The organism is Dysosmobacter sp. Marseille-Q4140 (assembly GCA_018228705.1).
Classification (GTDB): domain Bacteria; phylum Bacillota; class Clostridia; order Oscillospirales; family Oscillospiraceae; genus Oscillibacter.
The window spans coordinates 1,670,879-1,691,582 of the sequence record CP073694.1; the positions used below are offsets into that span (position 1 = coordinate 1,670,879).

Sequence of the window (20,704 nt, forward strand, 5' to 3'; positions counted from 1 at the left end):
TCATAGCATGTGCGACACGAAGCTGACAACCGAAAAGATTTTGCCAGCCCTGCCCGCCCCCCTGTTGGCCTGGTACCGCCGAAACGCCCGGGACCTGCCCTGGCGCCGGACGGCGGACCCCTACCGGATCTGGGTGTCGGAGATCATGCTCCAGCAGACCCGGGTGGCGGCGGTGCTGGGCTACTATGCCCGGTTTCTCGCGGCCTTCCCCTCGGTGGAGGCTTTGGCCGCCGCGCCGGAGGACCGGCTGATGAAGCTGTGGGAGGGCCTGGGGTATTACAGCCGGGCCCGGAACCTCCAGAAAACCGCCCGGATCGTGGCGGAGCGAGGCGCCTTTCCGGACACCTTCCAGGGCCTGCTGGCCCTGCCGGGCATCGGGGAGTACACCGCGGGCGCCATCGCCTCGGCGGCCTTCGGCGCCCGGGAGGCGGCGGTGGACGGCAACGTCCTGCGGATCTTCACCCGGCTGACGGACTGCCATGACGATATCGCGGACCCCAGGGTCAAGCGGACCGTCCGGGACGCCCTCCAGGCGGTGATGCCGGAGACGGCAGAGGACATCCGCATCTTCAACCAGGCCACCATGGAGCTGGGCGCCACGGTCTGCGTCCCGAACGGGCCGCCCAGGTGCGAGGCCTGCCCGGTGCGGGAGCTGTGCCTGGGTCGAATGCGGGGCACGGCGGAGGCCCTGCCGGTAAAGCGGGCCAAGAAGGCCCGCCGCACGGAGGAGAAAACGGTCTTTTTGCTGCTGCGGCAGGGCCGGGTGGCCCTGCGGAAACGGCCGGGCGAAGGGCTGCTGGCGGGCCTTTGGGAGTTTCCCAACGCCGAGGGCGCGCTGGACGAGCCCGCCGCCGGAGCGGCGGTTTCCGCCTGGGGCCTGACGCCCCGGGTCTGGCGCAGCCGTCTGACGGCAAAGCACATCTTCACCCACGTGGAGTGGCACATGACCGGCTACGCTCTGGAGGTGTCCGGAGACGGGCCGGAGGACTTTTTCTGGGCGGACGAAGCGGCCCTGGCGGCCCACGCGGTGCCCTCGGCCTTCGCCCGGTACTACGCCCAGGCCATGGAGATCCTGAGGGAGGCTGCGCCATGAGGATCCTGCTGGTCCTGCTTCTCTTCCGGCCGGCACGGCGGCTGGCCGAAAAGGTCCGGGCATGGCGGCGGCACCGGAAGCTGGTCCGCCAGCTGCGGGACCTGGGCGTCTACGGCGGGACTATCACGGCGGACCGCTCCAAAAGCGACCGCCCGGCGCCGCCCGTTCCGGCGCCCTGCCGGGAGCCGGACGGACCGGTGCCCTTCGGCTGCAAGACCGCCTGGCTGGCCCTGCGCTGCGGCAGCCCGGAGCCGGTCATCTCCGCCCTCCGGCCCGGTCTGCGGCAAAGCGCCAACTGGACCACCGGGCTGGCGGCGTCCCAGGCGCAGTCCGGGGGATGGGTCTTCGTCTCCCCGGTGCTGGACGGCTTCGTGCTGGCCGTGGGAGACGGGCTTTTTGCGCTGGCAGAGCGCCAGGAGGAACTGAACGCCTTGGCGGCGCAGTTTTCGGAGGTGCAGTACTTTGCCAGCCACCGGGTCTCCTCCTCTTACTGCTGGGCCCGGTACAAGGCGGGCCGCTGCCTGCGGGCGTATTGCACGGAGGACGGCAGGGTCCTCCGCAATACCGGCGCCCTGACACCGGAGGAGCAGGCGCTGGGCTTCGGCGCCTTTCCTGCGCAAGATGGGCAGGATGCGGACCGCCAGCCCGGCGAGGAGGACGTGCTGGACATCGCCGCCGCCTGGGGCGTGGACCCCAGATTTGAAACACCATATCCGCCGTCCACCGGGTGGCTGTGCCGTCCGAACGGCTGGAAGGAGGAGTGACCAATGGGTCTGCTGGTAGGCCTGCCGCTGATGCTTTTACGCATGATAATGGTTATTTTGCGTCTCATATTGCCCATTTTGCTGATCCTGCTGGTGATCTGGCTGATCCGCCGGAGCCGCCGGGGCGGCGGTCCCTCCGGCGGGCAGAGGCCCCCCAAGGAGCCCACGTTCCACGGCCCGGTGTACACCGTGGACTACGAGGACGTGGAGGAGGACCAGCCGCCGGAGGGCGGGAACGGCCGGGAGGGGTGAGGTCGTGGAGCTCATCAACATCCTGGGCATCGCCCTGCTGGCGCTGCTGGTGCGCAAGCTGATCTGGTGTTTTTTGTGGCTGTGGTGCTACTACCGCGGCCGCAAGACGCCGGAGCCCATCCCCTTCCTGCCCCGGCGGAGCGGAACCCTCTTTTCCGACCACGTCCGCCAGGCCCGGGAGGAGCCGGATCAGAGTGAGGAGGAAGAACGATGACCGCTGCAAACGACGCTTCCCGGGAGACGGCCGATGCCCTGACCTGCCCCTGGTGCCAAACGGACATGGAGCCGGGCTACCTCTATTCCGGAGACAGTATCCGCTGGGTGGACCGCAGGCCCGGCGCCATCCTGGGGGCTCTGTCCGCCGGGAAGGAGCTGTACGTCAGCGACGAGGGCATCACCACGGCGTACAAGCGCTGCTGGTATTGTCCCTCCTGCCGCCGCCTGGTGGCCCAGCTGTCTGAGGAGGCCCGCCCGTCCACGGAGGAGTGCCGGGACGAGTTCCTGCGGTATGCCCAGCAGGCGAAAGGACGGAAGTAAGATGGCCTTTTGGAAAAAGAGCGAGGACCCCTGGGATATTGACCCGGAGAAGCGGCGCCCCGCGCCGCAGCCGGATACGGAGGACCGGGACCCGGACACGGGGCTTCTGGAGGACCTGCGGATCTGGAATGAGAACCGGAAGGCGGAAAAGGCCCTGCGGGAGACGCCGCCGGCGCCCATCCCCTGCCCCTGGTGCGGAGGAGAGATGGAGCCGGGCTATCTGGTGGGCGGACGGGATGCCGTCCGCCTGGTGCGCCGGCGCCCCGGCGGACTGCGCCTGATGGACCCGGAGGACACCCTGTACCTCCAGGGCGACGGCACCTTCTGGTGCGACTACAAGATCGCCTGGACCTGCAAAGCCTGCCGGAAACTGGTACTGGACCTGCCGGAGGAAGCGAATGAGGACGCACTCCAGGCGGCATATGAAGAAGAGCTCCGCCGGTACGCGGACCAGGCAAATATGAGAGAGGAAGAAGACTGACCGATGGCACAGCTTTATTTCAAATACGGAGCCATGGGCTCCAGCAAGACCGCCAACGCCCTGATGACCCGCTTCAACTATGAGGAGCGGGGCCAAAAGACGCTCCTGGTGAAGCCCCGGATCGACACCCGGGACGGGGACCACATGGTGGTCTCCCGGATCGGCCTCACCTACCCCTGCATCTACTTCGACGAACTCCGGGCCCTGTCCGTCATGGAATTGCAGCAAAATGCCTGCGTCATCGTGGACGAGGCCCAGTTCCTCACCCGTGAGGAGGTCATGTATCTGGTGGGTCTGGTGGACGACCTGGACATCCCCGTGATCTGCTACGGCCTGCGGGCAGACTTCAAGGGGGACCTGTTCCCCGGCAGCGAGGCCCTGCTGGTCATGGCGGACAAGCTGGAGGAGGTCAAGACCGTGTGCTGGTGCGGCCGAAAGGCCACCTTCAACGCCCGCTTCGACCGCAGCGGCAAGGTCCTCAAGGAGGGCGAGCAGGTGGTCCTGGGGGCCAACGACCAGTACATCGGCCTGTGCCGCCGGCATTGGATGGCCGGGGACCTGGGCCCGGACTTCGACGTAGACCGCCTATGATCTGCCGTCTGTGCCCGCGAAGCTGCGGTGCGGAGCGGACCGCAGACCAGGCCGGGGGCCTTTGCGCCATGCCGTCAGCCCCCGTGGCGGCCAAGGCCATGCTGCACCAGTGGGAGGAGCCGTGCCTGGTGGGCAGCCATGGGGCGGGCTGCGTGTTCTTCTCCGGCTGCAACCTCCGCTGCCGCTTCTGCCAGAACGGCGTCATCTCTCAGGAGGGCTTCGGCAAGCCCCTGACCGTGCCGGAGCTGCGGGCGGTGTTTCAGGCCCTGGTGGACCGGAGCGCCGCCTGCCTGGACCTGGTGACCCCCACCCACTTCACGCCCGCCGTGGCGGAGGCCCTGGGGGACGGGGAATGGCCGGTGCCGGTGGTTTGGAACAGCAGCGGCTACGAAAAGCCCGAGACCCTGCGGCTGCTTACGGGCAAGGTCCAGGTGTACCTGCCGGACCTGAAATACGCCCTGGCGGAACCCGCCCGGAAATACTCCGGCGCGGCGGACTACTTCGACTGGGCCAGCGCGGCCATTTTGGAGATGTTCCGCCAGACCGGCCCTTACGTGATGGAGGGCGGGCAGCTGAAGCGGGGTGTGCTGATCCGCCACCTGCTGCTGCCGGGCGAGCTGGAGAACACCCGCCGCTGCATCGATTGGGTGGCGGAGACCTTTGCGCCGGGACAGGTGCTCTTCTCCCTCATGAGCCAGTACACCCCTCAGCCCGGCGCCCAGGGGAACCTCCGCCGCCACGTGACGAAGGCGGAGTACCGGGCCGCGGTGGCCTACATGGAAAACTGCGGCATCACCGACGGCTACACCCAGGAGCGCACCTCCGCAAAGGAGGAGTACACGCCGGACTTCGACCTCTCCGGCCTGTGAGCATGAAAAAATCCGTTTCCGCTTTCGCGGAAACGGATTTTTTTGATCCATCAGTCCCGGTCCCCGTCGCTCAGCCTGCGCAGGGACTCCAGAGCCTCGGACAGCCGCCCGCCGCTGCTGGCGGTGGGGTTGCCCCGCAGGATGCGCACGGCCTGGCGGTAGGTCCGCTCGGTCCGGGCCCGGACGGCGGCCTCCCGGTCCCGGAGCTTCTCCAGGGCCTCGCTGATCTCCGCCCGGCGGCGCTCCAGGGCCTCGCCGGTCAGCTCGCTCTCCAGCCGGGCCTGATAGGCCTCCAGGGCCTGGGCGATGTTGCGCAGGGCCTTCAGCTTAGCCGAGGTCCGGCGGCGCAGGGACTCCTCCAGGGCCTCCCGGCGGCGCAGCTTCCGCTGGGTCCGGGCGCTCTCCAGGCGCTCCTGGAGCAGCAGCTTCTCCACCTCGGTCTTTTCCCGGAAACGGCGCAGGTCATCCTCGGCAAAGGCGGAGACCACCTCCACGCGCTTGGCGATCCGCCGCAGCTCCTCGTTTTCCTCGGTGAGCCGGGTGAGGATCTCCCGCAGGTCCAGAGCGGCCTGGGTGGAGCGGACCACATCCACGGTGAAGGCCGCCGTCAGGGCCAGGGCCGCCGGGTCCACCAGGAAGGCAGGTACGCTGGTCAGCAGCCGCCTCACCGGCGGGTGGAGAAAGCGCACCAGCAGAATGGAAAAGAAGCCCCAGGCGATGGAGCTGCTCAGGCAGATATGTCCGTTGAGGTTGAACCGCTTTTTGGAGTAGTCCCAGTAGCGAACCTTGAACAGCCGCTCCATCACATCGCCGGTCACATACTCCAGCGCCGTGGCGGCGATCATGCCCAGCAGCCACACCAGCCACAGGTTCTCCTCCGCCGGCAGCGTCACAAACAGGATCAGAATGGCGCCGCTGCCGTAGATGGGCAGCAGCGGCCCGTGGAGGAACCCCCTGTTCACCCACTGGCGGCGGCAGACGGAGACATAGCAGCTCTCCCACACCCAGCCCAGGAAGCAATAGAGGAAAAACAGCAGGACCCACTGTCCCGCGGAATAGACGTGCATATGCGCTCCTTTCAGAAAAAGGCCCGCCGCCCTTTCCGGGCTGCCGGAAAGGCGGCGGGCTCCTCTATGTTCAGTGTTCCTCGCCGCTGTGGGCCAGCTCCTCCTGGAGTTCCTCCTCCGGCAGGACCCGGACCCGGATCTCCAGCACCCGGCGGTGGTCCACCCGGGTGACGGTCACGTCCAGACCCTGGGCGCGGAAGTGGTCCCCCACCTGGGGCAGGCGGCCCAGCTCCTGGATCACCCAGCCGGAGACGGTGCTGGCGTCGCAGTCACCGGACAGGGAGAACAGATCGTACAGATCCGTCAGGTCGGCGCCGGCGGCGATGAGATAGGTCCCGTCCTCCTGCTTGCGGAAGGACTCAATGACCTCGTCGTGCTCATCCCAGATCTCGCCCACCAGCTCCTCCAGGATGTCCTCCAGGGTCACCAGGCCCTCGGTGCCGCCGTACTCATCCACCACGATGGCCATGTGGGTCTTTTTCTTCTGAAGGACCCGCAAGAGGTCACCCAGCTCAGCGTTGCCCGTCGTATAGTGGACCGGGGCGACACAGCCGGAGATATCGCTCTGGCCCCGGTAACGGGCGGCGTGGAAGTCCTTTTCATGGATGACGCCCACGATGTCGTCCACGTCCTTATGATACACCGGCAGGCGGGAGTAGCCGCTCTCGGCGAAGGTGGCGGCGATCTCGTCCATGGTGGCGGAGTCCTCCACCGCCACGATGTCCACCCGGGGGGTCAGGATGTCCCCGGCCTCCAGGTCGCCGAACTCGATGGCGGAGCGGATCAGCTGGCTCTCGTGCTGGTCCAGGCCGCCCTCGTTCTCCGCCTCGGAGACCATGGTGATGAGCTCCTCTTCGGTGATGCCTGTATCCCCGGAGGGGCGGAACACCAGGTTCAAAAGCCGCTTCCACTGGGTGAACAGGAAGTTCAGCGGCCGCAAAATCACCAGCAGCACCCGCAGCAGCGGCGCAGAGAACATGGCGAAGGACTCGGCGTTTTCCTTGGCGATGCTCTTGGGGGAGATTTCGCCGAAGATCAGCACCACCAATGTCAATACCACCGTGGAGACCGTGGGGCCATACTCCCGGAACAGCTTGGTGAAGAGCACCGTGCCGATGGTGGTGGCGGTGATATTGACGATGTTGTTGCCAATAAGGATGGTGGAGATCAGGCGGTCAAAATCCTCCGCCAGGGCCAGGGCCAGAACGGCCTTGCGCTCCCCGGCGTCCGCCCGGTTCTTCATTCGGATCTTGTTCATGCAGGAAAAGGCCGTCTCCGTGGCGGAGAAATAGGCCGACATCATCACCAGCAGGGCGATGGCCACGATCATGCTGATACTGGAACTGTCCATGGGGGAAATCATCACTCCAAAACGATCAAAATTTCAGGGAAACGCGAAAAAGGGCAGTCTACCCCCTTAGAGGTCCGGCTGTCCTTTCAACATTCACACATATTCGAGGCTGTGCAGGCGGAGGTTGGTCCACGCGCGCTCACGATTCCCTTCCCGGCCGCATTGGGCCGTGTAATTGAAATGCATCATATCACACCCCCGGTCAAAATGCAAGTAAAGGTTGTGAAAAGAGGCCCTTTTCTCCGAAGCGGCCGGAAAAGGCCCGCCGTCCGGAGACGGCGGGCCTTTGTAAAACGCGGGTCACATGAGGTTGTAGAGGATCTTGGCCATCTGGCCCCGGGTGATGTTGGCCTGGGGCTTGAAGCTGCCGTCGGCGTAGCCGCTGATGACCCCCTGGGCCACCATGGTCTGAATGTAGTAGGTGGCGTAGGCGGGGATGGATCCGGCGTCGGTGAAGGTCAGCTCCACGGTGGCGTAGCCCTTGGCCTGGGTGCGGCCGATCATGGTGGCCGCCTGGGCCCGGGTCAGGTTGGAGCCGGGGTTGAAGTACAACCGCCCGTCGGAGCCGGTGGAGCCGTTGATGATGCCCTCGGTGTACAGGGCCTTGACCGCCGCCAGGGCATAGTCCGGGATGGAGGCCAGGTCGGCGAAGGGCAGCGTCACGTCGGCGTAGGCGCTCTCCTCCAGACCCAGATACCGGTACAGCATGGCGGCGAACTGGGCCCGGGTGATGTTCTGGTCCGGGCGGAAGGTGCCGTCGGCGTAGCCGGTGGTGATGTTGGCGTTGTACAGGTAATCCACGTAGGCGGCCGCCCAGTAGCCCTGGGTGTCGGTGAACACCGGCGTCCAGTCGGCGGCGGTGGGCACATCGTAGGAGGCCCGGCCGATGTTGCCGGAGGCGTCCCGGGCGGTGACGGTGATCCGGTGGGGCTTGCCGTCGGAGACGACGGAGGTGGTCAGGACGCCGCTGTCAGCGCTGTACGTGAAGTTCTGGGCCGCTCCGTCCCAGGTGACGGAGATACTGGACTGGGGCAGCACGCCGTCCACGGCGTCGGAGATGGCGGCGGTCAGGGTCTCGCCGCCGGGGGTCAGAGTGATCTGAGGCACGGCGTTGTCCAGCACGTTGTCAAAGGTGGCCACGATCTGATCCAGGTACACGGTGCCGGTGCCGGCCGCAGCGCCCCGGACCTGCAGGCCCTGAATGGCGAAGTCCTCTCCGGCGGTGGAGACCATCACCTGCTTCCAGCCGGTGAAGTCCAGCACGGCGATGTCCTGGGCCAGGTCGCCCTGGGCGCCGCTGCTGTACAGCAGGGACAGGGTATTGCCGGAGCCGTCGCCGTAGACCCACATGCTCAAAGCGGTGTAGACCTGGTTGGAGATCTCCGTGGCGTTGCCCGCCTGCCACCGGGCAACATAGGTGCCGGTGCCGTCGTCAGCCAGGGTGTAGTCCACCTTGGCGGAGCCCCGGCCCAGCTTCACGGTGTCGGCGCTGTGGTTGAGGCTGAAGTCCATGTTGCTGCCGCTGCCGCGGAAGATGGTGGTGGTTCCCTCAAAGTCCTCCACGGTCTGCAGCGTCAGCGTGGAGACGGTGACGTTCACCGTGGCGCTCTTGCCGCCGGCGGAGACGGTGATGGTGCCGGTGCCGGGGGCGGTGGCGGTAAAGACGCCCTTGGCGTCCACGGTGCCGATGTTGCCGGTGACGGTCCAGGTGAAGGCCTCCGGATCCGCCTTCAGGGCCAGGTGCCGGTAGACGGCGGAGGCGGTGAGGGTGGTGGCGGAGCCGGGCGCCACGTTCAGCGCCGTGACGGCGTTGGACTTGCTGTCCCGGACGGTGATGCTGTCCGGCGTGGTGATGGCGTGGACCACCGTGGAGCCGCTTTTGCCGCCGCTGGAGGCGGTGACGGTGACATCGCCGCCGGAGGCGGGCGTGGTGAGAACATCGCCCTCCACCGTGCCGGCGGAGGCACTGAGGGCGTAGCTGCCGGACATGGGGATGTAGTTGGTATCAATGGCGGCGGCAGAGATGGTGACCTTGCTGCCCGCCAGGACATAGTCGTTGTCGGCGCTGACATAGAAATGGCTCAGCTGGCCGGAGGGCTGGCTGGGAGCCACCAGGAACAGGTGGTTGGTGACGGAGCGCTCGCCGCCGTCGGAGGGAACGTTGACCGTGGAGGCGGTGGTCTCATCCGGCGCGGTGACGGCCAGGGTGGTGGAGCCGCCGCCATCCAGGCACAGCGCCGTGACACAGCCCAGTTCGACCATCCGCTGGCCCACCTGAGTCATGGAGGCGCCGATGGAGTGGCCGGACTTGCGCCCGTCAATGGTGTAGAACACCACGGTACCGTCTCCCTTGACGCCCACGGCGGTCCGGGGATTCACGCCGCTGGGCAGGCCGGAGACCACGGAGCCGTTCTCCACCAGGGAGTACAGCGCGCCCACTGCGTACTGTACCTCCTCCCAGCCGCTGTTGCCGGTAAGGGTCAGGGTGACCGTACTGCCAACGGGAACGTTGCGCAGGGCGTTGGTATAATAGACGTCGGAGAGGTTGTTGGCAGAGAGGACCACCTGGTCGGGACCGATGGCGGTGGCAGCAGTCGCCTCGATCACCTGATCCACCCGCAGCGTGGCGGTGGAGCCGATGGAGAGGGCGCCGTCCACGATGGTGCACAGCACGTCCACACCGGCCTCGGTATTTCCGGTGGTATGGCGGTCGTTGAACTCATAGGTATAGAGGTAGATGCCGCCGGTGGAGACCCGGGCCTTGTTGACGCCGGTGACGCTGCGGATCACTTGGGTAGCGAAGCCGGTACCGTCGTCCAAAGTATAGCCCAGGTCCGCGCTGATCTTTACGCCGGGCTTGCCCAGGATGGCGGTGCCGTCCGCGCGGAAGCCGATGGCGTAATACCCGGCGTCGCTGCTGATCAGCTTGCCCTGGGAGACCACAATGCCGATGGGCAGGCCGGTGGAGGTGTTGTAGAAGTCGCCGTTGATACCGGCCACCACCCGGCAGCCCTGGGCCTCCAGCCCCTTGGCGGCGGAGGAGACGGTGGACCGGGAGGTCAGGGTTCCGCCGAAGGTGATCATGGGCGTTACCGCAGCGTTGGGCATGTAGGTCACCAGGTTCTCCGTCCGCAGATCGGAATAGGCGGAGCTCCAGAACACGTTGGTGGACAGCTGGGTCTGCTGGTTGAGCAGGGTGTCCTTGGCGGTCAGGTCCTCGCCCAGAGCCTCGGATGCGGCGGCGCTGATCCCAAGGGAGCAGAGCAAGGTGACCGCCAAAAACAGGGAAAGGGTCTTGCGCAGAAATCGTTTCATAGCGTGCCTCCAAAATCTTGAAAAAGGGGTTGGTCTACATAATCCTATACAGAATAGCACAAAGCGATTGGAAAGTAAATGCCAAACCGGAAACAAAAAATCCCCAGCTTCGGCGGGATCTCCCAGAGGCTCCGCCCGCTCTTTCCGACGGAGAAGGGCAGAAAAAAGTTTCCACTTCTGAAAAAAAGCACTTGGAGTAGGGCCGCCGGTGTATTACAATGGGCTCAGAAGTCCCCCGGACCCGGTGCGGTTCCGGCGGGGAAAGGAGGAGTTCCATGGTCGTCACGGTGGATCCCGGCCGCTGCATCGGCTGCGGCATGTGCGCGGCGGCAGCTCCGGGGGTGTTCCGGGTGGAGGGGCGCGCGTCGGTGGTGATCGCCCAGCCGTCCTCCAGGGCGGAGGAGAACCGGGCCTTTGACGCCGCCAACGGCTGTCCGGTCAACGCCATTTCGGCGGAGCGGTAAAAAAACAGGGAGGGCGCTGCCCTCCCTGTTTTTTCCTCTCAGTCCAGCTGCACCCGGAAGTCTCCCCTGGCGGCGGCCTCCGCCCGGCGGCGCTTGTCCTCCGCGAGAAGCTCCAGCATCCGGCCGATGATCTGGTTGGACACCAGGAAGCCCTCCGGCGTCAGGTGCCAGCGCCCCTCGGTTTCCACGGCGTAGCCCGCCCGGGCGCACTGGTCCAGCAGCGGCGCAAAGCAGGAGAAGCGGCGGCGGAAGCGGTTTTCAAACTCCCTCGGGTCCAGCCCCCGGACGGTGCGCAGCCCCAGCATCACCCACTCCGTGTCCCGGTCCATGGGCGGGATGGCCTCCCGCTCCGACAGCATGGGCGCCCCGGCCCGGACGCCCCGGATGTATCCCTCCAGATCCCGGGCGTAGGCGTAGCGGACGCCGCCCAGGTCCGAGTGGGCCCCGGGCCCGAAGCCCGCGTACTCCCCCAGGGTCCAGTATTTCAGGTTGTGGCGGGACTCCCGTCCGGGCCTTGCGAAGTTGGAGATCTCGTACTGGGCGTATCCCCGCCGGGACAGGACCTCCACGGTCCGCAGGTACATCTCCGCCTGGGTCTCGTCCCCGGGCAGGTCCGCCGTGTCCCGGCGCAGATAGAGGGGCGTGCCCTCCTCCACCTTGAGGCCGTAGCAGGAAAGGTGCTCCGGCGAGAGATCCGCGGCGGCGGTGAGGTTTTCCATCCACCGCTCCCCGGTTTGGTGGGGCAGGCCGTAAATGAGGTCCAGGGACAAATTGTCAAAGCCCGCCTTTCTCGCCGCCTCCACGGCAGCGGCGGTCTGCTCCGGAGTGTGGATCCGGCCGATCTCCTCCAGCTCCGCCCCGTCGGCGGACTGCATCCCCAGGGACAGCCGGTTGAACCCGGCCTTCCGCAGCCGCTTCAGCTCCCGCCGGTCCCCGGCGGAGTCCGGATTGGCCTCCAGAGTGATCTCCGCGTCCTTCGCCACCCCGAACCGCTTGAACACGGTCCTGAGGATCTTTTCCAGCCGCTTGGCGCCCAGATAGCTGGGCGTCCCGCCGCCGAAGTACACCGTGTCCACCCGGTAGCCGGTGAGGTAGGCGGCCTGCTCCGTCAGGTGGGCGCACAGAGCGTCGGCATAGTCGTCCATCCGGCCCTCCGCCCCCGCCAGGGAGTAGAAGTCGCAGTAGGCGCACTTGCGCTTGCAGAAGGGGATGTGGATATACAGCCCCAGGGGCTTTTTCTCCGGCGCGGCTTGTCTCATAGCGGTGTCCTCCCTTGTTGATCGCCCACCATGATACCCCCATCCGCCCGGCTTTGCAAGGCGCATATTTTTCTCCGGCCCCGGACACCCTATGGAAAACACTTGAAAAGAGGGCGTTTTCATGGATATGACTCCCCAGGAATACAAGGCCTACGTCAAGCAGAAAGCCAAAAAGTCCCCCATCCTCCGGGACACGGTCCTGGCCTTCTGCATCGGCGGCGCCATCTGCGTGCTGGGCCAGCTGATCCAGAACGGCTGGGCCGCCGCCGGGCTGGACAAGGAGGCGGCGGGCACCGCCACCTCCTGTTCCCTGGTGTTCCTCTCCGCCCTGCTGACGGGGCTGAACCTCTACAACAAGCTGGCCCGGTTCGGCGGCGCCGGCACCCTGGTGCCCATCACGGGCTTTGCCAACGCCGTGGTATCCCCGGCCATCGACTTCAAGAGCGAGGGACTCATCACCGGCATGGCAGCCAAGATGTTCCTGGTGGCGGGGCCGGTGATCGTGTTCGGCACCGCCGCCAGCGTGGTGTACGGCGTGATCCTGATGCTGCTGGGCCGGGGCTGATGCCCCTTTGCCCGCCCTCTCCCGGGGCGGGCTTTTTCCTGTCCGAGCCCTTGCCGGCCGTCTTTTGCCGTGCTACACTGAGGGTGATCTCAATTCGACCGGGAGGCGCCTATGAAATCTTTGCACACGGCCAAATCAGACCATTCCCTCCCCTCCGCCCCGCGGCGGACCCTGGCCGCGCTGCTGGCGATGGTGCTGGCAGTGCTGTGCCTGCGGAACCGCCCGAACAGATGCCGCGCCAGAGGAGCCGCCCCCGTCCGGCGCCGTCTCTGAACCGCCGCAGGAAGCAGCGGAGGATCCCTATCCGTCACTGCTGGAGGCCTACCGGGAGGCCCTGAGCGCCCGGCAGGCCGATCCGGAGCACTGGAAAAACGAGGGCTCCGACCTGCTGGCTTACAATATTCTGGTCAATCCCTTCTGGTCCTGGGAGGGAACGGCCGACGGCCTGTTGGACGGGGTGGGCTTCGCCCGGGCCGACCTGGACGTCACCCCCTTCTCCCAATACGCCTCTTCCCAGCCGTGAAAACACGCCCCCGGTGCTGTGCACCGGGGGCGCTTTTTGCTTACAGGCTTACAGTTCCTTCTTCCACAGGCCGTGGAGGTTGCAGTACTCGTAGACCGCCTTCACCTGCTGGCCGGGAGCCAGGACGAACACCGCCTCCGGGGCCTCGCCGGGGTGGAACCAGTGGACCAGAGCGTCCCGCTCGGTCTCCACGGCTACCCACTGGATGAAGTGCTCCTCCACCATGGGATGGGCCACAGAGCCCACGGCCACCTTCACCAGATTGCCCTCCACGGTGACCACAGGGACGTGCTTCTCCACGGCGGCGTCGGTGACGCCGGCCTCCAGCAGCTCCATGGGCTGCCCGCAGCAGTGCAGGGGCACCTTGGAGGAGGTGAGCTTGGTGACGATGTTTCCGCAGCGGCGGCAGATATAGAATTTCATGGCAATTCTCCTTTTTCCTGTTTTTCCCTTTTATTGCAGAGTCCCTTTCGGAACTCCCGTCTCTCTTTGATGATAGGATACCACGCTTTCGCCGTTTTACAAGATGGCAAATGCAACATCCGCCCAAAAGTCTCCGAAAAAAGAGGTCGAACTTTTTTCCGCAGTTGTGTAGTTGACATAACGGTGTGGATAACTCTGTGGAAACTGTGCAAAACCTTGATAATCAACCCCTTCCCCGGGTGACGGCCCTGTTATGGGAAATTTTACGCAACAACCTTTTCCGGGAAAACCGGAAAAGAAACAGAAACCGGGCGGAAGGGGCGGCTTTTTGGCGGCGCCCTTGAACCCCGGGGGGCGTTGTGCTACAATAGCGATATTATGGAATCTTAGGCGCATTTGCGCCTTTCACGGAGGAACCAATGGCAACCAAGAAACAGGATTACGGCAACGACAGCATTTCTGCCCTGAAGGGCGCGGACCGGGTGCGCAAGCGGCCCGGCGTCATTTTTGGCTCCGACGGGCTGGACGGCTGCCAGCACGCGGTGTTCGAGATCCTCTCCAACTCCATCGACGAGGCCCGGGAGGGCCATGGCAAGACCATCACCGTCACCCGCTTCGCCGACCGCTCCATCCAGGTGGAGGACATGGGCCGGGGCTGCCCGGTGGACTGGAACGAGAAGGAGCAGCGCTACAACTGGGAGCTGGTGTACTGTGAGCTCTACGCCGGCGGCAAGTACGACAACCTCTCCGGCGACAACTACGAGTACTCCTTGGGCCTCAACGGCCTGGGCGCCTGCGCCACCCAGTACGCCTCCCGCTACATGGATGTGACCGTCTGGCGGGATGGCTTTGAGTACCACCTCCACTTCGAGCGGGGCGAGCTGGTGGGCCAGCTGGAAAAGACCCCCCTGCCCAAGTCCCAGGTCAAAAAGACCGGCACCCGGACCCGGTGGCTGCCGGACCTGGACGTGTTCACCGACATCGCCATCCCGGCGGAGTACTTCGCCGACGTGATGAAGCGCCAGGCAGTGGTCAACGCCGGCATCACCTTCCGCCTGCGCAACGAGACGGAGCCGGGCCAGTTCGAGGAGACGGAGTTCCTGTACGAAAACGGCATCGCCGACTATGTCTCGGAGCTGGCCGGCGAGGGCGCTCTCACCGCGCCGGTGTTCTGGCAGGCGGAGAAGAAGGGCCGGGACCGGGCGGACAAGCCGGAGTATAAGGTAAAGCTCAGTACGGCTGTCTGCTTTTCCAACAAGGTCAACGTCATCGAGCACTACCATAACTCCAGCTGGCTGGAGCACGGCGGCAGCCCGGAGAAGGCCACCAAATCCGCCTTCGTCTCCGCGGTGGACAAGTACCTGCGGGACCAGGGCAAGTATCAGAAAAACGAGAGCAAGGTCACCTGGGCGGACATCGAGGACTGCCTGGTGCTGGTGTCCAACAACTTCTCCACCCAGACCAGCTACGAAAACCAGACCAAGAAGGCCATCACCAACAAGTTCGTCCAGGAGGCCATGACGGAGTTCCTCCGGTCCAACCTGGAGATCTACTTCATCGAGAACCCCTTCGACGCTGAGAAGATCGGCGAGCAGGTGCTCATCAACAAGCGCAGCCGGGAAAGCGCGGAGAAGCAGCGGCTGAACATCAAGAAGAAGCTCTCCGGCAGTATCGACATCGCCAACCGGGTCCAGAAGTTCGTGGACTGCCGGTCCAAGGACCCGGACAAGCGGGAGATCTATATCGTGGAGGGCGACAGCGCCCTGGGCAGCGTCAAGCAGAGCCGGGACGCGGAGTACCAGGGCATCATGCCGGTCCGGGGCAAGATCCTGAACTGCCTGAAGGCCGACTACGCCCGCATCTTCAAATCCGAGATCATCACGGACCTCATCAAGGTCCTGGGCTGCGGCGTGGAGGTCCAGAACAAGCACGTCAAGGACATGGCCGCCTTTGACCTGGGGAACCTGCGGTGGAACAAGGTCATCATCTGCACCGACGGCGACGTGGACGGCTTCCAGATCCGCACGCTGATTTTGACCATGCTCTACCGCCTGACCCCCACCCTGATCCGGGAGGGGTACGTCTATATCGCCGAAACCCCCCTCTTTGAGATCAACAGCGGCGAGAAAACCTGGTTCGCTTACTCCGACAAGGAGAAAAACGACATCGTCAAGACCCTGGAGGGCAAGAAGTTCAAGGTGGACCGCTCCAAGGGCCTGGGCGAGAACGAGCCGGACATGATGTGGCTGACCACCATGAACCCGGAGACCCGGCGATTGATCCGGGTGATGCCGGAGGACGTGGAGCGCACGGCGGCGGTCTTTGACCTGCTGCTGGGCGACAACCTCCAGGGGCGGAAGGATCACATCGCGGAGAACGGATACAAGTACCTGGAGATGGCGGATATCTCGTGAGAGGATGGGATCGTGACACTTGGTGAAATATGGGGTAGAAGGGAAAGCGCCCCCACAGACGGGAAAACATACAGGATCACGGTTTCACCAGGAATGACAATTCCACTTTGCCTGCCACTGTGAAAAGTCTGCAACAACAACCGCTATAAGCCGTAAGACCCGACGAAACGATATATGGACAACTATTATTATTCTGTGATAAATATGTGTGGGAAACATCGAGGAACGCATCCCTGACCCAAACTCTGTCACGGAAAAATAAAAGGACAGGTATCCGGAGGCAACACTCATGAAAATCAGCGGCGGAGGCGCAACGCAAATGGACGAACTATATTTAAATGATCTTTTGAGATTTTCGCGGGAAGAAATGGAAAGGGTCAAGGTCCGCTTTAATTTGCAGCCAAAAGGCGGCCAGGATCCTATGGAACTTTATCTTGAAAATCACGAAAAAGTAAATACGGAATGGCTTCTGGCAAAAAAGAAAAAGGGATTTTTTCAAGAAGGAGAGATCGCAGTCGCTCTTGTGCGGCTGGATGATCAAGGGCGGTGGCTGCTGACCACGATCAAAAGAATCACAAAAGCTCTGGATGTCGTGAGTGAAACAGGAGTCATCGCCTACGAGGCAAGCGAGCTGGAACAGTATGCGCCGTACTTTGGCCGCACGGTGGTGCGTTACCATAAAACACAACAGGCACCGGTGCGGCGTTTCAAGATAATTCATGGGGAACTCGTTGTGGACGAGATCCTGCCTGCCGTTTATACAGGGGAAGGATTTCCCGGTTATGACCAGGTGAGACTCTCCTGGTGGAAATTGAAGCGGATCGTGGAGCAGAGACCGGCAGACTGGATCAATGCCCTTGAAAATCAGAAAGCGGTTTACTTGATCACCGATACAAGCAATGGGAAATTATATGTTGGCTCAGCAACGAGCCAGAACAGAATGCTTTTGGCACGGTGGAAGAGCTATGTTGAAACACTGCACGGCGGCAATAAAAAACTCAGACGGATAGTGGAGGAAAAGGGAGAAGACCACATCAAAAACTATTTTCAGTATAGCATCTTAGAAAATTACAACGCAAAGGTCAGCGATGACTTTGTGCTGAAACGAGAGGCATGGTGGAAAGAAATCCTTCAAAGTCGGGCCTATGGATATAACGACAACTGACGAAGACTAGAGGAGCAACGGCATGAAAAGGAGACTGAAGAAGAAATACTATAGAAAATATGTCCAATATGTTTTGTCGGATGTGAGTTTTCCTCCGGAAGGATATGGAAAGCCGGGGTATCGAGGCGTTTTGCGTAATGTGGCGGAATTCACGCCGGTGCTGTTGGACACGTCGGACCCGATGCTGTTTTCGGTTGAGACACGAGCCGCATGTCAGAAATACGGCCTGTATTTCTGGGCATATCGAAAAGGCACCCCAGAATCCTGCCTAATCGTCGTTGTCTCGGCGGAGTACCCGCAGATTTTTGAAATTTCATACAACAATCTGACGGAGGATGTCCCGCTGGAACATTATCGGGTCTTGACGGAAACAACGACCGGTGGCCCTGAATGGGGAAAGGCATAAAACGAGTTTCCCCAAACGCACACAAGATAAGGACTGATCACACTTGCCCAAGAAGAAAAAAACTGACGACAACAAGCATAAGGTAGACGCCTCCAACGTCATCGGCCTCCACGCCGCGGTGGTGGAGCAGCCCATCACCGATACCCTGGAACTGAACTACATGCCCTACGCCATGAGCGTCATCGTCTCCCGGGCCATCCCGGAGATCGACGGGTTCAAGCCCTCCCACCGCAAGCTCCTGTACACCATGTACAAGATGGGGCTTTTGACCGGGGCCCGGACCAAGTCCGCCAACATCGTGGGCCAGACCATGCGCCTCAACCCCCACGGCGACGCCGCCATCTACGACACCATGGTGCGCCTGAGCCGGGGCTACGGCGCGCTGCTGACTCCCTTTGTGGACTCCAAGGGCAACTTCGGCAAGTCCTACTCCCGGGATATGTCCTGCGCCGCCCCCCGGTACACCGAGGCAAAGCTCACGGCCATCTGCGCGGAGCTCTTCCGGGACATCGACAGCGACACCGTGGATTTCGTGGACAACTACGACTCCACCATGAAGGAGCCCACCCTGCTGCCCACCACCTTCCCCAACATCCTGGTCTCCGCCAACAGCGGCATTGCCGTGGGCATGGCCTCCCAGTTCTGCGGCTTCAACCTCAAGGAGGTCTGCGAGACCACCGCCGCCTATCTGAAAAATCCGGCCTGCGACCTGACGGAGACGCTGCTGGCGCCGGACTTTCCCACCGGCGGCGAGCTGATCTGCGACAGCGCGGCATTACGGGAGATCTACGACAACGGCCGGGGCAGCGTCCGGGTCCGGGCCAAATACCGCTATGTGAAAGAGGAAAACCTCATCGAGATCTACGAGATCCCCTACTCCACCACCGTGGAGGCCATTCTGGACAAGGTGGCGGAGCTCATCAAGGCCGGCCGCGCCAAGGAGATCGCGGACATGCGGGATGAGACGGACCTCTCCGGCCTGAAGCTTGCCATCGACCTCAAGCGGGGCACGGACCCCGACAAGCTGATGACCAAGCTCTACAAGCTCACCCCCCTGGAGGACGCCTTCGCCTGCAACTTCAACGTGCTGATCGCCGGCACCCCCAAGGTGCTGGGCGTGCGGCAGATTTTGGAGGAGTGGACCGCCTGGCGCACCGAGTCCGTGCGGCGGCGGGTGTACTTCGTGCTGAAGAAAAAGCAGGACAAGCTGCACCTTCTCAAGGGCCTCAAGCGGATCCTGCTGGACATCGACAAGGCCATCCGGATTATCCGGGAGACCGAGGAGGAATCCGAGGTCATCCCCAACCTGATGATCGGCTTCGGCATCGACCAGATCCAGGCGGAGTACGTGGCGGAGATCAAACTCCGGAACATCAACAAGGAGTATATCTTAAAGCGGGTCAACGAGACCGCCGCTCTCCAGGACGAGATCGCCGACCTGGAGGACACGCTCAACGACCCCCGCCGGGTGAAGAAGATCATCGTGGAGGAGCTGGACGCCGTTGCGAAAAAGTACGGCGAGCCCCGCCGGACCTCCATCGTCTACGGCCACGAGATCGAGGTCTACCAGGAGGAAGAGGAGACGGAGGCCTATCCGGTCCACCTGTTCCTGTCCCGAGAGGGGTACTTCAAGAAGATCACCCCCCAGTCCCTGCGCATGAGCGGGGAGCAGAAGTTCAAGGAGGGCGACGGCCTGCGCCAGAGCTTCGAGACCGTCTCCAACGCCGAGATCATGTTCTTCACCGACCAGTGCCAGGTCTACAAGACCCGTCTGAGCGAGTTCGACGACACCAAGGCCAGCGTCCTGGGCGACTACCTGCCCGCCAAGCTGGGCATGGACGCCGGGGAGAATGTGATCTACGCGGTGCTGCCCGGTACCGACTACGCCGGGGCGCTGCTGTTCTTCTTTGAAAACGGCAAGGCGGCCCGGGTGGACCTCACCGCCTACAAGACCACCTCCAACCGCCGCAAGCTCACCGGCGCCTACTCCGACAAGTCGCCCCTCAAGTGCATCCTGCGGATCGACCAGGACCGGGAGGTGGCCGTCTACTCCACGGAGCCGCGGTGCCTGATCTTCCACACCGCCCTGCTCTCCCCCAAGACCACCCGCTCCACCCAGGGCGTGGCGGTGATGACCCTCAAGCCCAAATACCGGCTGGACACCGCCGCCTACCTGGACGAGACCCCCATCGCCAACCAGAGCCGCTACCGGGTGCGGGCCGTGCCCGCCGCCGGCGCGCTGCTGCGGCAGGAGGACACCGAGGAACGGCAGATCGGCCTGCTGGACGATATGGGAGGAAATGCATGATCCAAAAGACCCTGAAGAGCTACGCCGTGATCGCGGTGGGCTCGTTGCTGTTCGCCCTGGCCTTCGACTGGTTCTTTGCCCCCAACCAGGTGGCCATCGGCGGCATCACCGGCGCGGCCCAGGTCATCAACGTCCTGATCCCGGCGCTGCCGGTGGGTGTTTTGACCATCGTGCTGAACATTCCGCTGTTTATCGCGGGCTGGAGGCTCATCGGCTTCCACCTGCTGGCATCGTCGCTGTTCTCCATGGCCGTCAGCTCCGCCGCCATCGACCTGATCGCCCTGGTGTGGGAGTTCCCGCCCATGGACCCCATGCTGGCGACGCTTTGCGGCGGGGCCCTGCTGGGCCTGGGGCTGGGGCTGGTGTTCTCCCAGGGCGCCACCACCGGCGGCACGGACATCGTGGCCAGGCTCCTGAAGCTGAAGTTCCCGTGGCTCCCCATGGGCCAGCTGCTGCTGGTGCCGGACGGCGTGGTCCTGGCGGCGGCGGCCCTGGCCTTCGGTGAGGTGTCCGCGGCGCTGTACGGCGCGGTGGCCCTGTTCGTCACCGCCCGGGTCATGGACACGGTGCTCTACGGCCTGGACACCTGCAAGACCGCCTACATCATCTCGGACAACTGGCGCGCCATCGCCGACGTGCTGCTGACCGAGCAGGACCGGGGCGTCACCATCCTGCGGGGCCAGGGGGCCTACTCCGGCGCCGACAAGCAGGTGCTGATGGTGGCCTTCCGCCAGCGGGACATCGTGCAGCTGCGGCGCACGGTCCACAGCCTGGACCCCCAGGCGTTCATGATCGTCTGCAACGCCCACGAGGTGCTGGGCGAGGGATTCGGGGATTATCAAAAGGAGGACTGACCC

At 63.8% G+C, this 20,704-nt stretch carries 21 protein-coding genes; 16 read left to right on the forward strand and 5 right to left on the reverse strand.

Annotated elements, in window-relative coordinates:
* The first annotated feature begins 7 nt into the window (after window positions 1-7).
* Genes mutY through KFE19_08505 form a run of 8 tightly spaced genes read left to right on the forward strand, consistent with a single transcriptional unit; the run spans window position 8 to window position 4,587 of the window.
* A complete protein-coding gene (mutY, locus tag KFE19_08470; protein ID QUO36480.1) occupies window positions 8-1,093 on the forward strand; it encodes an A/G-specific adenine glycosylase in 1,086 nt (361 codons plus the stop codon).
* Window positions 1,090-1,857, forward strand: a complete 768-nt coding sequence (locus tag KFE19_08475) for a hypothetical protein (GenBank protein QUO36481.1) — start codon at window positions 1,090-1,092, stop codon at window positions 1,855-1,857. The genes mutY and KFE19_08475 overlap by 4 nt, the downstream gene beginning before the upstream one ends.
* Window positions 1,858-1,860: 3 nt before the next feature.
* Window positions 1,861-2,109 carry a hypothetical protein gene (locus KFE19_08480; protein ID QUO36482.1) on the forward strand — a complete coding sequence of 83 codons (249 nt, stop codon included), beginning with the start codon at window positions 1,861-1,863 and terminating at the stop codon, window positions 2,107-2,109.
* Between the two features lie 4 nt (window positions 2,110-2,113).
* The gene (locus tag KFE19_08485) at window positions 2,114-2,323 is read left to right on the forward strand and encodes a hypothetical protein (protein QUO36483.1); all 210 of its coding nucleotides are present in this window, start codon (window positions 2,114-2,116) and stop codon (window positions 2,321-2,323) included.
* Window positions 2,320-2,646: a hypothetical protein gene (locus tag KFE19_08490; protein ID QUO36484.1), complete on the forward strand. Its 327-nt coding sequence runs from the start codon at window positions 2,320-2,322 to the stop codon at window positions 2,644-2,646. Before KFE19_08485 ends, KFE19_08490 begins: the two co-directional genes overlap by 4 nt.
* Window position 2,647: 1 nt before the next feature.
* A complete protein-coding gene (locus KFE19_08495) occupies window positions 2,648-3,127 on the forward strand; it encodes a hypothetical protein (protein QUO36485.1) in 480 nt (159 codons plus the stop codon).
* A gap of 3 nt (window positions 3,128-3,130) precedes the next feature.
* Complete coding sequence (locus tag KFE19_08500; GenBank protein ID QUO36486.1) at window positions 3,131-3,718, forward strand: thymidine kinase; 588 nt, start codon at window positions 3,131-3,133, stop codon at window positions 3,716-3,718.
* Window positions 3,715-4,587: a 4Fe-4S cluster-binding domain-containing protein gene (locus KFE19_08505; protein QUO36487.1), complete on the forward strand. Its 873-nt coding sequence runs from the start codon at window positions 3,715-3,717 to the stop codon at window positions 4,585-4,587. Before KFE19_08500 ends, KFE19_08505 begins: the two co-directional genes overlap by 4 nt.
* A gap of 50 nt (window positions 4,588-4,637) precedes the next feature.
* On the opposite strand, the gene KFE19_08510 is transcribed toward KFE19_08505, so the two are convergent.
* The 3 genes from KFE19_08510 to KFE19_08520 all read right to left on the reverse strand — a co-directional run bounded on the left by KFE19_08510 (window position 4,638) and on the right by KFE19_08520 (window position 10,320).
* Complete coding sequence (locus KFE19_08510; protein ID QUO36488.1) at window positions 4,638-5,654, reverse strand: hypothetical protein; 1,017 nt, start codon at window positions 5,652-5,654, stop codon at window positions 4,638-4,640.
* Window positions 5,655-5,724: 70 nt separating this feature from the next.
* Window positions 5,725-7,005, reverse strand: coding sequence for an HlyC/CorC family transporter (locus tag KFE19_08515; protein QUO36489.1), 1,281 nt, complete (start codon window positions 7,003-7,005; stop codon window positions 5,725-5,727).
* Window positions 7,006-7,305: 300 nt separating this feature from the next.
* Window positions 7,306-10,320, reverse strand: a complete 3,015-nt coding sequence (locus tag KFE19_08520) for an S-layer homology domain-containing protein (GenBank protein ID QUO36490.1) — start codon at window positions 10,318-10,320, stop codon at window positions 7,306-7,308.
* 275 nt (window positions 10,321-10,595) lie between these two features.
* On the opposite strand from KFE19_08520, the gene KFE19_08525 reads away from it, so the two are divergent.
* Window positions 10,596-10,784 carry a ferredoxin gene (locus KFE19_08525; protein QUO36491.1) on the forward strand — a complete coding sequence of 63 codons (189 nt, stop codon included), beginning with the start codon at window positions 10,596-10,598 and terminating at the stop codon, window positions 10,782-10,784.
* Between the two features lie 38 nt (window positions 10,785-10,822).
* Here KFE19_08525 and hemW read toward each other — a convergent pair whose 3' ends face one another.
* On the reverse strand, window positions 10,823-12,043 hold the full coding sequence (gene hemW, locus KFE19_08530; GenBank protein QUO36492.1) for a radical SAM family heme chaperone HemW: 1,221 nt from the start codon (window positions 12,041-12,043) through the stop codon (window positions 10,823-10,825).
* A gap of 121 nt (window positions 12,044-12,164) precedes the next feature.
* On the opposite strand from hemW, the gene spoVAC reads away from it, so the two are divergent.
* Together spoVAC and KFE19_08540 are read left to right on the forward strand one after the other, a co-directional pair.
* Window positions 12,165-12,608 (forward strand): stage V sporulation protein AC, encoded by a 444-nt coding sequence (gene spoVAC / locus KFE19_08535; GenBank protein QUO36493.1) that lies wholly within the window; start codon window positions 12,165-12,167, stop codon window positions 12,606-12,608.
* 111 nt (window positions 12,609-12,719) lie between these two features.
* On the forward strand, window positions 12,720-12,881 hold the full coding sequence (locus KFE19_08540) for a hypothetical protein (GenBank protein QUO36494.1): 162 nt from the start codon (window positions 12,720-12,722) through the stop codon (window positions 12,879-12,881).
* Window positions 12,882-13,179: 298 nt separating this feature from the next.
* Here the strand turns inward: KFE19_08540 and KFE19_08545 are convergent, their stop codons facing one another.
* Entirely contained in the window at window positions 13,180-13,560 is a 381-nt protein-coding gene (locus KFE19_08545) for a desulfoferrodoxin (protein QUO39573.1), read from the reverse strand.
* A 413-nt stretch (window positions 13,561-13,973) separates the two neighbouring features.
* Here KFE19_08545 and KFE19_08550 point away from each other — a divergent pair, with 413 nt between their 5' ends.
* From KFE19_08550 to KFE19_08570, 5 genes are all read left to right on the forward strand, one after another.
* The gene (locus tag KFE19_08550) at window positions 13,974-15,968 is read left to right on the forward strand and encodes a DNA topoisomerase (protein ID QUO36495.1); all 1,995 of its coding nucleotides are present in this window, start codon (window positions 13,974-13,976) and stop codon (window positions 15,966-15,968) included.
* A 715-nt stretch (window positions 15,969-16,683) separates the two neighbouring features.
* Window positions 16,684-17,133: a GIY-YIG nuclease family protein gene (locus KFE19_08555; GenBank protein QUO39574.1), complete on the forward strand. Its 450-nt coding sequence runs from the start codon at window positions 16,684-16,686 to the stop codon at window positions 17,131-17,133.
* Window positions 17,134-17,155: 22 nt separating this feature from the next.
* Window positions 17,156-17,539: a hypothetical protein gene (locus KFE19_08560; protein QUO36496.1), complete on the forward strand. Its 384-nt coding sequence runs from the start codon at window positions 17,156-17,158 to the stop codon at window positions 17,537-17,539.
* A 43-nt stretch (window positions 17,540-17,582) separates the two neighbouring features.
* Complete coding sequence (locus KFE19_08565; GenBank protein ID QUO36497.1) at window positions 17,583-19,847, forward strand: topoisomerase IV; 2,265 nt, start codon at window positions 17,583-17,585, stop codon at window positions 19,845-19,847.
* The gene (locus tag KFE19_08570; GenBank protein QUO36498.1) at window positions 19,844-20,701 is read left to right on the forward strand and encodes a YitT family protein; all 858 of its coding nucleotides are present in this window, start codon (window positions 19,844-19,846) and stop codon (window positions 20,699-20,701) included. Before KFE19_08565 ends, KFE19_08570 begins: the two co-directional genes overlap by 4 nt.
* Window positions 20,702-20,704 lie beyond the last annotated feature (3 nt).